The sequence below is a fragment of the Duganella caerulea genome (assembly GCF_040362985.1).
In the GTDB taxonomy this organism is placed as follows: domain Bacteria; phylum Pseudomonadota; class Gammaproteobacteria; order Burkholderiales; family Burkholderiaceae_D; genus Rugamonas; species Rugamonas vulcania.
Window position 1 is genome coordinate 802,387 of the sequence record NZ_BPWJ01000002.1, and the last position, 13,467, is coordinate 815,853.

Below are 13,467 nucleotides of genomic sequence, written 5' to 3' on the forward strand. Positions count from 1 at the left end.
TGTGGTGTTTTTGCAATAATAGATTGACTATAGTGCGTTTGCGTGCAAATATTGCAATATATCAATCTTTAATGCTTAGCGCCACATTGCAGGAGTTCTCCATGAAAAAACTTACGTTTGCTGTGTTGTGCGCGCTTGCCGGCCTGTCCGCCCACGCCGCGCCTGTGACGTCGTTGCCGGGCGGAGTGGTCTTGACGATGCCGGAGCTGAGTTATTTCGGCTCCGGTCCCCTGAGCCTGGCGCCCGGCGTGGAATGGAGCAGCGCCTATGGCGACTCGGTCTTCGGCTACAGCGGCGCCTACGGCTTTGCCGATAACGGCGTGTGGAAGGGTCTGACGATGGCCGGCACCAACGACCAAGTCAGCACCATGACGCTGGCGTTCAGCCAGGCGGTTGCCGGCGTCGGCGCGTTCTTCAATTATTCGCCGCGGTATTACGGCCCGGCGACGATCGCGGTCTACGACGCGAACCATACCCTGATCGACTCGACCACCCTGAGCTTTTTCACCGCTGGCGGCCTGAACCAAGGCGAATTCCACGGCTTCCTGGAACATTCCCCGTCGATCAGCTACTTCTCGATGACCGGTGCCTACGTCGGTGCGGCCGATTTCACGGTGCAGGCCGTTCCCGAGCCCGGCACCTATGCCATGCTGCTGGCCGGCCTGGGCCTGCTCGGCATTGCCGCCCGCCGTCGCCAAGCCTGACACCGGCCCTGCATTTCCCTGACACCCCGTAGCCTTTGGGCTTGCGGGGTGTTTTCATTTCAAAGCCGCGATTTTTCATCTGGCGAGGCCTCCGTTTCACATCGCGGAAAGACGCGGCCTTGCGCGGCGTTTTTCTCTTCCATTTCAAGAAATCTCGTTCCGCATCATGGGAATTGATAGCTATCTATTTGATTCATATGAATTTATATTTAGTTATATGTCTTATATAAGACTATTGGTGCACGGCACGGAAGCGGCTACTATTTATTCAACGGATTTCGTTTTTAAATAGGAGAGCATCATGGCAACTCGTGAACAGCAAATCGCAGCCTTGCAAAAGGACTGGGACACCAACCCCCGCTGGAAGGGCGTGACCCGCACCTACACCGCCGAGGACGTGGTGCGCCTGCGCGGCTCCCTGCAGATCGAGCACACGCTGGCCAAGCGCGGCGCCGAAAAGTTGTGGGACCTGGTCAACAACGAACCCTACGTCAACGCCCTGGGCGCGCTGACCGGCAACCAGGCCATGCAGCAGGTCAAGGCCGGCCTGAAGGCGATCTATCTGTCCGGCTGGCAGGTGGCCGGCGACGCCAACTTGGCCGGCGAAATGTATCCAGACCAGTCGCTGTATCCGGCCAATTCCGTGCCGATGGTGGTCAAGCGCATCAACAATACCTTCCAGCGCGCCGACCAGATCCAGTGGTCCGAAGGCAAGGACGACATCGACTACTTCGCCCCCATCGTGGCCGATGCCGAAGCCGGTTTCGGCGGTGTGCTGAACGCCTACGAGCTGATGAAATCCATGATCGACGCCGGCGCCGCCGGCGTGCACTTCGAGGACCAGCTGGCCTCGGTCAAGAAATGCGGCCACATGGGCGGCAAGGTGCTGGTGCCCACGCGCGAGGCGGTGGAAAAGCTGACCGCGGCCCGCCTGGCGGCCGACGTCATGGGCACCTCGACGCTGGTGATCGCCCGCACCGACGCCGAGGCGGCCGATCTGCTGACCTCGGACGTGGACGACAACGACAAGCCGTTCTGCACCGGTGAGCGCACGGTGGAAGGCTACTACAATGTCCAGCCCGGCATGGACCAGGCGATCTCGCGCGCGCTGGCCTACGCGCCATACGCCGACCTGGTCTGGTGCGAGACCGGCAAGCCCGACCTGGCCTTCGCCAAGCGCTTCGCCGAGGCCGTGCACGCCAAATTCCCCGGCAAGATGCTGGCCTATAACTGCTCGCCATCGTTCAACTGGAAGAAAAACCTGGATGACGCCACCATCGCCAGGTTCCAGAAGGAGCTGGGCGCCATGGGCTACAAGTTCCAGTTCATCACGCTGGCTGGCTTCCATGCGCTGAACTACGGCATGTTCAACCTGGCGCACGGTTATGCGCGCCGCCAGATGTCGGCCTTCGTGGAATTGCAGGAGGCGGAATTCGCCGCGGCCGAGAAGGGCTTCACGGCGGTCAAGCACCAGCGCGAAGTCGGCACCGGCTATTTCGACGCGGTCACCCAATGCATCCAGAACGGCCAGTCGTCGACCACGGCGCTGCACGGTTCGACCGAGGATGAGCAATTCTTCGACAAGAAGGTGGCCTGAACGGCCTGAAGCGGCGGGGCAGGCCGGCCCCCGCCGCGATTGCCTGCCTCAAGGCTTGGCAAGATGCTGCTGCAGATGCTGGTTCAGACGATTCTGGAAGTCGTCCAGGTCGTTGATGGTGGCCAGGTCGTCATCGACCTCCACCATGTGGGTCATGTGGCCGGGGCCGAACGAGACGCTGGCCTCCACGTTGCCCTGTTTATCCGACAGGGAATGCCCCTGCACCGCGCCCAGGATGTTGTTCTGGTCGTCCGTAATGATGGTCATTTTCATGACATGCCTCCGCCTTGCAGATTGTGAAAGGCGCCGCCTATGCCCTGGTTGTGGATCTGGACGAAATAGGTGGCGTTGCCGTTGTTTTCCTTGCGCTTGCTTTGCTGGTCCGCCATGTGGATGGCGCCCAGGTTGGGGGCCTTGACGTCGGCCGTGGCGAACTGCGTGCCGTGGTCGGTGCCATAGGTGTAGCTCCAGTACGCCGTTTGCCCCGGCGCCAGGTAGGTGAGCGGACCTACGTTGTTGAATGCCATGATGTCCTCCATGAAAGTACGCCACGCCAGCGGATGCGGCCCGGCTGTACCATCTTAGTCAGCACGGCGGGGCTCGCTTTGATGCAAACGATATGGGCGCTTTTTTGGTTGGCGAGGCTTTCTAGTGGATAATGCGGGATTGTTCCGCACCATCTTATTGAGAGTACCAAGCTTATGTTGAGTTACCGCCACGCCTTTCACGCGGGTAATCACGCCGATGTATTGAAGCATTTCGTGACCATCCAGTTGATGCAGTATCTGAACCAGAAAGATACGGCCTACAGCTACATCGACACCCACTCCGGCGCCGGCGTGTACGCGCTCGACGGCACATTCGCCTCCAAGAACGCCGAGTACGACACCGGCATCGGCCCGCTGTGGGAGCGCACCGACATGCCCGCGCCGATCAAGGAATACGTCGACCTGGTCCGCGCCATGAACCCGAGCGGCAAGATGCGCTACTACCCCGGCTCGCCGTACATCGCCGACCAGGTCGCGCGCGAGCAGGACCGCCTGCGCCTGTTCGAGCTGCATCCGGCCGACTCCAAGCTGCTGGCCGATAACTTCCGCAAACTGGAAGAGCACGCCGCGCAGCAGGGCATCCGCCCGACCACGCGCGGCAAGCGCGTGCTGATCACCCGTGGCGACGGCTTCCAGGCGCTGAAGGGCCTGCTGCCGCCGCCGTCGCGCCGCGCGCTGGTGCTGATCGATCCGCCGTACGAGGACAAGCAGGACTACAAAAAGGTCAAGGACACGCTGGCCGAGGCGCTGGTGCGCTTCCCGACCGGCACCTACGCGGTCTGGTATCCGCTGCTGCAGCGCATGGAGTCGCGCCAGTTTGCCGACAAGCTCAAGCAGCTGCAGTGCAGCGACTGGCTCAACGTCGTGCTGACCACCAACACGCCGATGCCGGACGGCTTCGGCCTGCACAGCAGCGGCATGTTCATCCTGAATCCGCCGTACACGCTGGAGCCGATGCTCAAGGAAGTCATGCCCTACCTAGTCAAGGTGCTGGGCAAGGATTCCGGCGCCCGCTTCACGCTGGAAAGCGGAAAGCCGATGGCTACGCGCAACAACGCGGTGCGCCGGCCAGTTTCACGCTAGAAAAACATTGTCAGGACGGTACTGGGAGGTATAGGCTGCTAGTTAGCGGGTTGTCGCTGGAGACGGCAGCCCGAATGAGCAGATTGCGAATGGGGGCTTCCCATGATGATCGCGCCGCCGACCATGCCGTCCAAGCTAGCCGATAATTTCTTTCTGGCCCGCCAGCCCATCCTCAACCGTGGACAACGGCTGGTGGCGTATGAGCTGCTGTTCCGCGACGCCCGCACCCGCAACGAGGCCGACGTCACCGACGACGCCGAGGCCACCGCCACCGTGATCGCCCACGCCTCCGAGCTGGGCATGGAACACGTGGTGGGCGACCAGATGGCCTTCGTCAACGTCGACGCCATCGGCCTGATGAGCGACTTCATCCGCTTCCTGCCCAACGACAAGGTCATCCTGGAAATCCTGGAGACCGTCAAGGCCACGCCGGAAATCCTGGACCGCATACGCGAGCTCAAGCAGGCCGGCTTCAAGTTCGCGCTGGACGACGTGATCGGCCAGTCCGAGGACGTCCAGAAATTCCAGCCGCTGTGCGACGTCATCAAGGTCGACATCAAGGACATGCAGCCCGGCACCTTGCCGGCGCTGGCGCGCGTGCTGAAGAACCCCAAGCAAAAGCTGCTGGCCGAAAAGGTCGAGACGATCGAGGAGTTCCAGGAGTGCATGGAGCTGGGCTTCGAGTACTTCCAGGGCTATTATTTCGCGCGTCCCGTCATCCTCAGCGGCAAGAAGATCTCGCCGTCGCAGCGCAGCGTGCTGCACCTGCTGGATCTGCTCAACACCGACGCCAGCAGCCACGAGATCGAACGCAGCGTCAAGCACGACGCGTTGATCACGCTTAACCTGCTGCGGCTGGTGAACACGCCGGCGGTCGGCGCGCGCTACCGCATCAATTCGATCGGCCACGCGCTGATGGTGCTGGGACGGCGCCAGCTCAAGCGCTGGCTGCAGATCCTGTTGTACGTCAAGACCGGCAGCGCGCAGGAATTCACGTCGCCGCTGCTGCAGTTGGCCACCACGCGCGGCAAGACCATGGAGCTGATGGTCGAGCACCTGCGGCCGGGGCAGCGCGTCAGCGCCGATATCGGCTTCACGGTGGGGGTGATGTCGCTGATGGACACGCTGTTCTCCATCCACATGCGCGACGTGCTGGAAAGCGTGAACGTGCTGGACGAGGTGCGCGCCGCGCTGCTGCACCGCAGCGGCGACTACGGCAGCATGCTCAACCTGATCGAGCACATCGAGCGCGACCGCGACGGCAAGCAGCTGGCGCAGCTGCTGCACCAGCTGGCGTTGACGCCGGCCGAGCTGTACGCCATCCAGCTGGCCGCGATCGAGTGGGTGACCGACTACACCCGCGGCATCTGAGTTACTGGCCCAGCAGCAGGAACACGGTCGGCTTCTTGTGGAAGTCCGGCGCCTTCACGCTCTTCCATTGCGCCGCGCTCATGGTGCGGATGGTTTCCGACGGCAGACTCAGGTCCGTCGCCACGCACAGCAGCGTGCCGGGCGCGCAGGCCGTCACCAGCGCCTCCAGCATGGCGGCGTTGCGGTAGGGCGTTTCGATGAACAGCTGCGTCTGCTTTTCCTTGCGCGAGCGCTGTTCCAGTTCCTTGATGCGGGTGGCGCGCTGCGCGGCGTCGGTCGGCAGGTAGCCGTTGAAGGCGAAGCTCTGGCCGTTCAGGCCGCTCGCCATGACGGCCAGCAGCAGCGACGACGGGCCCACCAGCGGCCGCACCGGGATATTGTGCTGGTGCGCCAGCCGCACCAGGTCGGCGCCGGGATCAGCCACCGCCGGCACGCCGGCTTCCGACACCAGGCCGCCGTCCTGTCCGGCCAGCAGCGGCGCCAGCAGGCCCGCCAGCGCGGCCGCCGGGGTGTTGACGTTCAGCTCGGAGATCTTGATTTCCTGCAGCGGCTTGGCCAGCGGATGGCGGGCGTTGACCAGCTTGAGGAAGGCGCGCGCCGTCTTGGCGTTCTCGGCGACGAAGTAGTCCAGCTGCGAGGTGATCTGCTGCACCTGTTCGGGCAGCACGGAGGAGAGCGCTTCAGTCTCGCCCAGGGTGTTCGGTATTAAAAAGAGGGTGCCGGTCATAAAAACAGTCAGGTATTAAAAAAGGAAACGCCAATCTTGCGCAGCATGCCTGTCAGCGCGATCAAAGGCAAGCCGGTGAGGGCGGTCGGGTCGCTGCTGTCGATGCGTTCCAGGATGGCGATGCCGAGCGCCTCGTTCTTGGCGCTGCCGGCACAGTCGTAGGGCTGCTCGATGCGCAGGTAGGCGTCGAGCTCGGCGTCCGGCAGGTCGCGGAACTTCACGACGGTCTGGATGTCTTCCACTTGTGCCGTGCCGTCGCGGCCATCCCAGACGCACAGCGCGGTGTGGAAGATCACCTCGCGGCCGCGCATCTTTTGCAGCTGGGCCAGGGCGTTGGCGTGGTTGCCGGGCTTGCCGATCTGCTCGTCGTCCAGCGTGGCGACCTGGTCGGAACCGATGACGATGCGGCCCGGCAGCTTGGCGGCCACGGCGGCGGCTTTCTCGCGCGCCAGACGCAGCGCGGTGGCGCTGGGCGTCTCTCCGTGCAGCGGGGCTTCGTCGATATCGGGCACCGCCACGTCGAACGGCAGTTGCAGCCGTGATAAGAGTTCCCTGCGGTAGGCGGAGCTGGAGGCGAGTACGAGTAAACTTGATGTCATGAGGGGAATGTTATATGCTCTGTCGCCGGTAGTGCCAGCGGCACAAAAAGAACGAAAAAAGCGTTAAGGCTTTGACTTGACGATGAAAACCCTGTTATTATCGCAGGTTTTCCGGGGAAATTTCTGTAATGAATGCTATTGTGATCGACGCCTTTGATTTTTGTCGGAGCAACGGCAGCCAGCAAGGCGTGACGCCTGTTGCCGAGATGACCCGTTTGACCAAGGATTGTGCGGATGCGTCCGGCACGATCACCTGGAAAGCAGTAGGGAGCACCAGCAAGATGGGCTTCCCGCAGATGACGCTGTCGGTTGCCGGCACCGTGCAACTGGTCTGCCAGCGCTGCCTGACGCCTTACGCTCACACCATCGACGCGTCGACGGTCCTGATGCTGGGCAAGGATGACACGCAGGCGGATGAAATCGAAGAAATGATCAACGACGAGACGATCGATGTCATCGTCGGCAGCCGCAGCATGGAGCTGATGGACCTGGTGGAAGACGAAGCGCTGCTGGCCTTGCCGCACACGCCGAAACATGATGTCTGCCCCGATTCCGCTCTGCTGGACAAGGCGAAAAGCGAAAAGTTGTCGCCGTTCGACGCCCTCAAGGGCCTTAAATCCGAATAAGCAGTACCGAATAAGTAGTGTTGTAAAGAACGTGTCAAACGCGTGTAGTAAATCGAGTATGGCAAGTCAGCAGTGAAGTGTAGTAAATCTCAGTTTAACTATGCCGGTTCAGTTTTGCCGGCAGGATACTCGATTCGCATGTATTTGCTGGTCGAATGTGTTAAAATTTTAGAACTTATGTATTAGGAGTCATTAACATGGCAGTTCAACAGAACAAGAAGTCCCCTTCGAAGCGCGGTATGCACCGTTCGCACGATTTCCTGGTTGCTCCACAACTGGGCATCGAGCCAACCACCGGTGAAACCCACCTGCGTCACCACATCAGCCCTAACGGCTTCTACCGTGGTCGTAAAGTCCTGAAAACCAAAAACGACGAGTAATCGACGCTTTTGCTGGACCTGGAAATAGGCGGTGCTACGTGGATAACTCGCGAAGCATCGCTTTTTCTTTATCATCGGCTGCAATCCTCTTTTGCACACCGTCATTTTGAAACGCGTAGACCTGGATGTTGTTGGTCCGCAGCTTGCCGCAGCTTGCCCTATCCGGGCTGGAGCGTGGTACTGAATCAAAACAAATGACAATCAAAATTTCTATCGACTGCATGGGTGGAGATCACGGCCCGTCGGTCACTATCCCCGCAGCAGTTTCCTTCCTCAAACGTGAGCCTGACGCTGAACTGATCTTGGTCGGTTTGGAAGACGTCATCCGCGCGGAATTGAAAAAGCAGCACGCCGACGCGCATCCGCGCATCACCGTGCAACACGCCTCCGAACAAGTCACCATGGACGATCCGCTCGAAGTGGCCCTGCGCCGCAAGAAGGATTCGTCGATGCGCGTCGCCATCGAGCAGGTCAAGGACGGCAAGGCCCAGGCCTGCGTCTCGGCCGGCAACACTGGCGCGCTGATGGCGGTGTCCCGCTACGTGCTCAAGACCATGACCGGCGTCGACCGTCCCGCCATCTGCGGCATCATGCCGAACCAGAAAAATGGCCCGACCTATATGCTGGACCTGGGCGCCAACGTCGACTGCGAGCCGCATCACCTGCACCAGTTCGCCATCATGGGCTCGGTGCTGGTCTCGGCCATGGAAAAGATCGCCCGCCCGACCATCGGCCTGCTGAACGTCGGCACCGAGGACATCAAGGGCAACGAAGTGGTCAAGGCCACCAGCAAGCTGCTGCAGGCCGACCACGAGCGCGGCGCGCTCAATTTCCACGGCAACGTCGAAGGCAACGACATCTTCAAGGGCACCACCGACATCGTGGTGTGCGACGGCTTTGTCGGCAACGTGACGTTGAAGGCGGTGGAGGGCGTGGCCCGCTTCTTCGGCGACACGCTGCGCACCGAATTCAAGCGCAACCTGTTGACCATGCTGGGCGCCTTGCTGGGCGGCGGCGCGCTGAAGGCGGTCAAGGACCGCTTCCAGCCATCGCGCCACAACGGCGCCAGCCTGCTGGGCCTGCGCGGCCTGGTGTTCAAGAGCCATGGCGGCGCCGATGCCTATTCCTATGAATGGGCGATCCGACGCGCGTATGATGCTGCAAAAAATGACGTGTTGGGACATATCTCGGAAATGATCGCCGAGCTCATGCCGCGCAACACGGATACCCCCGAAGTACCTGGCTCAACTATTTAGTGGACGGTAGAACGGCATGACTTTGTACAGCAAAATTATAGGCACCGGCAGCTACCTGCCGGAAAAGCGGGTGACCAACCAGGACCTGGCTGATCAACTCGCCGCCAAAGGGATTGAGACCTCGGACGAATGGATCGTCACCCGTAGCGGCATTTCGGCGCGCCACTTCGCCGAGCCGGAGCAGAAATCGTCGGACCTGGCGGTCAACGCTGCCAAAAAGGCGCTGGAGATGGCCGGCCTGCAGCCTAATGACATCGACCTTATCGTGCTGGCCAGCTCGACGCCGGACTTCTTCGGCAGCTTCCCCAGCACCGCCTGCATCGTGCAGAAAAAACTGGGCATGACCAACAACAGCGCGGCGGTCGACGTGCAGGCCGTGTGCAGCGGCTTCGTCTACGCCGTCTCCACCGCCGACGCCTTCATCCGCGCCGGCGTGCACAAGAACGTGCTGGTGATCGGCGCCGAAGTGTTCTCGCGCATCCTCAACTTCGACGACCGCACCACCTGCGTGCTGTTCGGCGACGGCGCCGGCGCCATCGTGCTGAGCGCGTCGGAAGAGCCGGGCATCCTGGCCACCAAGCTGCACGCGGACGGCCGTCATTCGGACATCCTCAGCGTGCCGGGTTCGGTCGATGGTGGCGCGGTTGCCGGCAGCGCCTTCCTGTACATGGACGGTCCGGCCGTGTTCAAGCTGGCCGTGTCGGTGCTGGAGAAGGTCGCGCACGAAGCGCTGGACAAGGCCGGCATGACTTCGGACCAGATCGACTGGCTGATCCCGCATCAGGCCAATATCCGCATCATGAACAGCACCGCCAAGAAGCTGGGCCTGCCTGCCGAGAAGATGGTGGTCACGGTCGACCAGCACGGCAACACCTCGGCCGCCTCGATCCCGCTGGCGCTGGACGTCGCCGTGCGCGATGGCCGCATCAAGAAAGGCCAGAACATCATGATGGAAGGTGTTGGCGGAGGATTTACCTGGGGCGCGGTTTTGGCGCGTTTTTAACGGGCCGGATTAGAATTAGAACTCTAACGGGTTCAGCGGTAGCAAAGCTGTCACGATGGCATGCTAGCGTAGCGTTCAATAAAAATGAGATGGATGAAGTATGACTAAATTTGCTTTTGTATTTCCGGGCCAGGGTTCGCAAGCGATCGCGATGATGGATGGCTTCGCCGGCAACCCGGTGGTGGCGCAAACCATCGCCGAGGCGTCCGACGCGCTGCAGTTCGACCTGGGCAAGCTGATGGCCGAAGGTCCGAAGGAAGAACTGGACCTGACCACCAACACCCAGCCGGTCATGCTGACCGCCGCGGTCGCCGTGTACCGCGCCTGGATCGCCGCCGGCGGTCCGCTGCCGTCCATCGTTGCCGGCCACAGCCTGGGTGAATACTCGGCGCTGGTCGCGGCCGGTGTGATTTCGTTCAAGGACGCCGTGCCGCTGGTGCGCTTCCGCGCGCAAGCGATGCAGGAAGCCGTGCCGGTCGGCATGGGCACCATGGCCGTCGTGCTGGGCCTGTCGGACGACGACGTCCGCGCCGCCTGCGCCGAAGCCGCCGCCGCCGTGGTCGGCTCGGTGGTCGAGGCCGTCAATTTCAACGCGCCGGCGCAAGTGGTGATCGCCGGCGACACCATCGCTGTCGAGCGCGCCTGCGAGATCGCCAAGGCCAAGGGCGCCAAGCGCGCCATGAAGCTGCCGGTGTCGGCGCCGTTCCACTCGTCGCTGCTCAAGCCCGCCTCGGACCGCCTGCGCGACTACATGGAAGGCCTGACCTTCTCGGCGCCGCAGATCGCGCTGATCAACAACGTCGACGTCGCCGTGCTGACCGACCCGGCCAGCATCAAGGATGCGCTGGTGCGCCAGGCCGCCGCGCCGGTGCGCTGGGTGGAAACCATGCAGAAGGTCGCCGCCGAAGGCATCACGCAAGTGGTCGAATGCGGCCCGGGCAAGGTGCTGATGGGCTTGACCAAGCGCATCGACGCCACCCTGGTGGGCGACGCGATCACAGACCAGGCCTCGCTGGAACGCGTGTTGACCGCGCTCAAATAAGCTGCCAGGTCTTCAGGCACACTCCCTAAACGTCTAAGGATACCCATGAATTTAACGAATCAAGTTGCCCTGGTTACGGGCGCATCGCGCGGCATCGGCAAGGCCATTGCCCAGGAGCTGGCGCGTCAAGGCGCCCGCGTGATCGGCACCGCCACCACCGAAGCCGGCGCTGAAGCGATCTCGGCCTATCTGGCGGAAATCGGCGCCGAAGCCGGCAAGGGCATGGTCCTCAACGTCACCGACGCCGCGCGCTGTGCCGCCGTCATCGACGAGATCGGCAAGACCTACGGCGCCGTCGGCATCCTGGTCAACAACGCCGGCATCACGCAGGACCAGCTGGCCATGCGCATGAAGGATGAAGAGTGGGACAGCGTCATCGCCACCAACCTGAGCTCGGTCGGCCGCCTGTCGCGCGCCGTCCTGCGCGGCATGATGAAAGCCAAGACCGGGCGTATCATCAACATCACTTCGGTGGTGGCGTCCTCCGGCAATCCGGGCCAGATGAACTACGCCGCCGCCAAGGCCGGCGTGGAGGGCATGGGCCGCGCGCTGGCGCGTGAGATCGGCAGCCGCAACATCACCGTCAACAGCGTGGCGCCGGGCTTCATCGACACCGACATGACCAAGGCGCTGGGCGAAGAGCAGCACGCCGCCTTGCTGACGCAGATTCCGCTGGCGCGCCTGGGCAAGCCCGAGGATATCGCTGCCGCGGTCGCTTTCCTGGCGTCGCCGCAGGCGGCGTATATTACCGGTACCACCCTGCACGTGAACGGCGGGATGTACATGAATTGATGGGCTTCGGTGGCTTGAAAACCGCCGTTTCTCGTCTTTTAGCAGTGATTTCGGATGAGTTGCAGTTAAATTCGCAGCAGCTACCGAAATTAGTTTTTCAGTGCGCAAACCTGATAAAATGCGCGCTTTCCGTAACAAACAAAATGGAGCCATAACATGTCGGATATCGAACAACGCGTTAAGAAAATCGTCGCTGAGCAACTGGGCGTCGCCGAAGCAGACATCAAGATCGAATCCTCGTTCGTCGACGACCTCGGCGCTGACTCCCTGGACACCGTGGAACTGGTGATGGCCCTGGAAGACGAATTCGAAATGGAAATCCCTGACGAACAAGCAGAAAAGATCACCACCGTGCAGCAAGCGATCGACTACGCTACCGCCCACGTCAAGGCGTAATTTCTGCCCGATCGACTTTAGGAGAATCGCTTGAGAGGTTCTAAAAACCGTCGTGTTGTCATCACCGGCCTGGGCGCCGTGACTCCGGTCGGCAATACTGTTGCCGAATCGTGGGCCGCGATCACCGAGGGTAAATCCGGGATTGCCAACATCACCAAGTTTGATGCGCAAGCTTTCACCACCAAGTTCGCCGGTGAAGTCAAAGGCTTCAATATCGAGGATTACATCCCCGCTAAGGAAGCGCGCCACATGGATACCTTCATCCATTACGGCATGGCGGCCGGCATCCAATCGGTGCAAGACTCCGGCATCGTCGTCACCGAAGAGAACGCTGATCGCATCGGCGTCATCATCGGTTCCGGTATCGGCGGCCTGCCGCTGATCGAAGAAACCAAGCAAGAGTACGACAAGCGCGGTCCGCGCCGTATCTCGCCGTTCTTCGTGCCTGCCTCGATCATCAATATGATCTCGGGCAACCTGTCGATCAAGTACGGCATGCGTGGTCCTAACCTGTCGATCGTCACGGCCTGCACCACCGGCCTGCACTGCATCGGCGTGGCAGCCCGCATGATCGAGTACGGCGACGCCGACGTCATGGTGGCTGGCGGCGCGGAATCGACCGTGTCGCCGCTGGGTCTGGGCGGTTTCGCCTCGGCCCGCGCGCTGTCGACCCGCAACGACGATCCAGCGACCGCGTCCCGTCCATGGGATACGGACCGCGACGGTTTCGTGCTGGGCGAGGGCGCCGGCGTGATGGTGCTCGAAGAGTACGAACACGCCAAGGCGCGCGGCGCCAAGATCTACGCTGAACTGCTGGGGTTCGGGATGAGCGCCGACGCTTATCACATGACCTCGCCATTGGAAGATGGCAGCGGCGGCAGCAAGTCGGTGATTGCCGCGCTGGCCAACGCCGGCATCAATCCCGACCAGGTGCACTACCTGAACGCCCACGGCACGTCGACCCCGCAAGGCGACGTGGCGGAAGTGCAGGGCATCAAGCGCACCTTCGGCGCGCACGCCAAGAACATGGTGATCAATTCGACCAAGTCGATGACCGGTCACCTGTTGGGCGGCGCCGGCGGCCTGGAAGCGGTGTTTACGGTACTGGCGGTCCACCATCAGGTGTCGCCTCCGACCATCAACATCTTCAACCAGGATCCCGCTTGCGACCTGGACTTCTGCGCCAACGTGGCCCGTCCGATGAAGATCGAGTATGCAGTCAAGAACTCGTTCGGCTTCGGCGGCACCAATGGCAGCCTGGTGTTTGGCAAGATCTAAAGTCCGCAAAAGTTCGACCCCGCGTTGAACCAATCCACGCCAGCCCTGTCCAATCAGGGTGAGCG

General features: G+C 61.7%; 17 protein-coding genes. 12 read left to right on the forward strand and 5 right to left on the reverse strand.

Annotation, left to right across the window (positions count from 1 at the left end; genetic code table 11):
* The first annotated feature begins 101 nt into the window (after positions 1-101).
* Together ACUJB0_RS08475 and aceA are read left to right on the forward strand one after the other, a co-directional pair.
* On the forward strand, positions 102-704 hold the full coding sequence (locus ACUJB0_RS08475) for an FxDxF family PEP-CTERM protein (RefSeq protein WP_444844830.1): 603 nt from the start codon (positions 102-104) through the stop codon (positions 702-704).
* Positions 705-1,005: 301 nt separating this feature from the next.
* Complete coding sequence (gene aceA / locus ACUJB0_RS08480) at positions 1,006-2,301, forward strand: isocitrate lyase (protein WP_444844831.1); 1,296 nt, start codon at positions 1,006-1,008, stop codon at positions 2,299-2,301.
* Positions 2,302-2,349: 48 nt separating this feature from the next.
* Here the strand turns inward: aceA and ACUJB0_RS08485 are convergent, their stop codons facing one another.
* Positions 2,350-2,574, reverse strand: coding sequence for a hypothetical protein (locus ACUJB0_RS08485; RefSeq protein ID WP_161092662.1), 225 nt, complete (start codon positions 2,572-2,574; stop codon positions 2,350-2,352).
* Positions 2,571-2,828 (reverse strand): hypothetical protein, encoded by a 258-nt coding sequence (locus ACUJB0_RS08490; RefSeq protein WP_444844832.1) that lies wholly within the window; start codon positions 2,826-2,828, stop codon positions 2,571-2,573. The genes ACUJB0_RS08485 and ACUJB0_RS08490 overlap by 4 nt, the downstream gene beginning before the upstream one ends.
* Before the next feature lie 174 nt (positions 2,829-3,002).
* On the opposite strand from ACUJB0_RS08490, the gene ACUJB0_RS08495 reads away from it, so the two are divergent.
* Positions 3,003-3,932, forward strand: coding sequence for a 23S rRNA (adenine(2030)-N(6))-methyltransferase RlmJ (locus ACUJB0_RS08495; RefSeq protein WP_444844833.1), 930 nt, complete (start codon positions 3,003-3,005; stop codon positions 3,930-3,932).
* Positions 3,933-4,034: 102 nt separating this feature from the next.
* The gene (locus ACUJB0_RS08500; protein ID WP_444844834.1) at positions 4,035-5,303 is read left to right on the forward strand and encodes an EAL and HDOD domain-containing protein; all 1,269 of its coding nucleotides are present in this window, start codon (positions 4,035-4,037) and stop codon (positions 5,301-5,303) included.
* 1 nt (position 5,304) lies between these two features.
* Here the strand turns inward: ACUJB0_RS08500 and ACUJB0_RS08505 are convergent, their stop codons facing one another.
* Positions 5,305-6,030, reverse strand: coding sequence for an SAM-dependent methyltransferase (locus ACUJB0_RS08505; RefSeq protein WP_444844835.1), 726 nt, complete (start codon positions 6,028-6,030; stop codon positions 5,305-5,307).
* A gap of 8 nt (positions 6,031-6,038) precedes the next feature.
* Positions 6,039-6,629, reverse strand: a complete 591-nt coding sequence (locus ACUJB0_RS08510; RefSeq protein ID WP_444844836.1) for a Maf-like protein — start codon at positions 6,627-6,629, stop codon at positions 6,039-6,041.
* Positions 6,630-6,757: 128 nt separating this feature from the next.
* Here ACUJB0_RS08510 and ACUJB0_RS08515 point away from each other — a divergent pair, with 128 nt between their 5' ends.
* Both ACUJB0_RS08515 and rpmF read left to right on the forward strand, forming a co-directional pair.
* Positions 6,758-7,255, forward strand: coding sequence for a YceD family protein (locus ACUJB0_RS08515; RefSeq protein WP_444844837.1), 498 nt, complete (start codon positions 6,758-6,760; stop codon positions 7,253-7,255).
* A gap of 197 nt (positions 7,256-7,452) precedes the next feature.
* Positions 7,453-7,635, forward strand: coding sequence for a 50S ribosomal protein L32 (gene rpmF / locus ACUJB0_RS08520; RefSeq protein WP_008449924.1), 183 nt, complete (start codon positions 7,453-7,455; stop codon positions 7,633-7,635).
* 34 nt (positions 7,636-7,669) lie between these two features.
* Here the strand turns inward: rpmF and ACUJB0_RS08525 are convergent, their stop codons facing one another.
* A complete protein-coding gene (locus tag ACUJB0_RS08525) occupies positions 7,670-7,858 on the reverse strand; it encodes a hypothetical protein (RefSeq protein ID WP_217916506.1) in 189 nt (62 codons plus the stop codon).
* Between ACUJB0_RS08525 and plsX the strand changes: the two genes are divergently transcribed.
* From plsX to fabF, 6 genes are all read left to right on the forward strand, one after another.
* Positions 7,830-8,891, forward strand: a complete 1,062-nt coding sequence (gene plsX / locus ACUJB0_RS08530; protein ID WP_117013700.1) for a phosphate acyltransferase PlsX — start codon at positions 7,830-7,832, stop codon at positions 8,889-8,891. The genes ACUJB0_RS08525 and plsX overlap by 29 nt on opposite strands.
* A gap of 16 nt (positions 8,892-8,907) precedes the next feature.
* A complete protein-coding gene (locus tag ACUJB0_RS08535) occupies positions 8,908-9,894 on the forward strand; it encodes a beta-ketoacyl-ACP synthase III (protein WP_444844838.1) in 987 nt (328 codons plus the stop codon).
* A gap of 100 nt (positions 9,895-9,994) precedes the next feature.
* On the forward strand, positions 9,995-10,936 hold the full coding sequence (gene fabD, locus ACUJB0_RS08540) for an ACP S-malonyltransferase (protein WP_444844839.1): 942 nt from the start codon (positions 9,995-9,997) through the stop codon (positions 10,934-10,936).
* Between the two features lie 45 nt (positions 10,937-10,981).
* Complete coding sequence (gene fabG, locus ACUJB0_RS08545) at positions 10,982-11,728, forward strand: 3-oxoacyl-ACP reductase FabG (RefSeq protein ID WP_444844840.1); 747 nt, start codon at positions 10,982-10,984, stop codon at positions 11,726-11,728.
* Between the two features lie 156 nt (positions 11,729-11,884).
* Positions 11,885-12,124 carry an acyl carrier protein gene (acpP, locus tag ACUJB0_RS08550; RefSeq protein WP_008449912.1) on the forward strand — a complete coding sequence of 80 codons (240 nt, stop codon included), beginning with the start codon at positions 11,885-11,887 and terminating at the stop codon, positions 12,122-12,124.
* A 30-nt stretch (positions 12,125-12,154) separates the two neighbouring features.
* Positions 12,155-13,402: a beta-ketoacyl-ACP synthase II gene (gene fabF / locus ACUJB0_RS08555; RefSeq protein ID WP_444844841.1), complete on the forward strand. Its 1,248-nt coding sequence runs from the start codon at positions 12,155-12,157 to the stop codon at positions 13,400-13,402.
* The last annotated feature ends 65 nt before the right edge of the window (positions 13,403-13,467 follow it).

Excerpts from the sequence above, each read along its gene's own strand:
- ACUJB0_RS08475 (WP_444844830.1), top strand. The coding sequence starts at position 102 with ATGAAAAAACTTACGTTTGCTGTGTTGTGCGCGCTTGCCGGCCTGTCC.
- aceA (WP_444844831.1), top strand. The coding sequence starts at position 1,006 with ATGGCAACTCGTGAACAGCAAATCGCAGCCTTGCAAAAGGACTGGGAC.
- ACUJB0_RS08485 (WP_161092662.1), bottom strand. The coding sequence starts at position 2,574 with ATGAAAATGACCATCATTACGGACGACCAGAACAACATCCTGGGCGCG.
- ACUJB0_RS08490 (WP_444844832.1), bottom strand. The coding sequence starts at position 2,828 with ATGGCATTCAACAACGTAGGTCCGCTCACCTACCTGGCGCCGGGGCAA.
- ACUJB0_RS08495 (WP_444844833.1), top strand. The coding sequence starts at position 3,003 with ATGTTGAGTTACCGCCACGCCTTTCACGCGGGTAATCACGCCGATGTA.
- ACUJB0_RS08500 (WP_444844834.1), top strand. The coding sequence starts at position 4,035 with ATGATGATCGCGCCGCCGACCATGCCGTCCAAGCTAGCCGATAATTTC.
- ACUJB0_RS08505 (WP_444844835.1), bottom strand. The coding sequence starts at position 6,030 with ATGACCGGCACCCTCTTTTTAATACCGAACACCCTGGGCGAGACTGAA.
- ACUJB0_RS08510 (WP_444844836.1), bottom strand. The coding sequence starts at position 6,629 with ATGACATCAAGTTTACTCGTACTCGCCTCCAGCTCCGCCTACCGCAGG.
- ACUJB0_RS08515 (WP_444844837.1), top strand. The coding sequence starts at position 6,758 with ATGAATGCTATTGTGATCGACGCCTTTGATTTTTGTCGGAGCAACGGC.
- rpmF (WP_008449924.1), top strand. The coding sequence starts at position 7,453 with ATGGCAGTTCAACAGAACAAGAAGTCCCCTTCGAAGCGCGGTATGCAC.
- plsX (WP_117013700.1), top strand. The coding sequence starts at position 7,830 with ATGACAATCAAAATTTCTATCGACTGCATGGGTGGAGATCACGGCCCG.
- ACUJB0_RS08525 (WP_217916506.1), bottom strand. The coding sequence starts at position 7,858 with ATGCAGTCGATAGAAATTTTGATTGTCATTTGTTTTGATTCAGTACCA.
- ACUJB0_RS08535 (WP_444844838.1), top strand. The coding sequence starts at position 8,908 with ATGACTTTGTACAGCAAAATTATAGGCACCGGCAGCTACCTGCCGGAA.
- fabD (WP_444844839.1), top strand. The coding sequence starts at position 9,995 with ATGACTAAATTTGCTTTTGTATTTCCGGGCCAGGGTTCGCAAGCGATC.
- fabG (WP_444844840.1), top strand. The coding sequence starts at position 10,982 with ATGAATTTAACGAATCAAGTTGCCCTGGTTACGGGCGCATCGCGCGGC.
- acpP (WP_008449912.1), top strand. The coding sequence starts at position 11,885 with ATGTCGGATATCGAACAACGCGTTAAGAAAATCGTCGCTGAGCAACTG.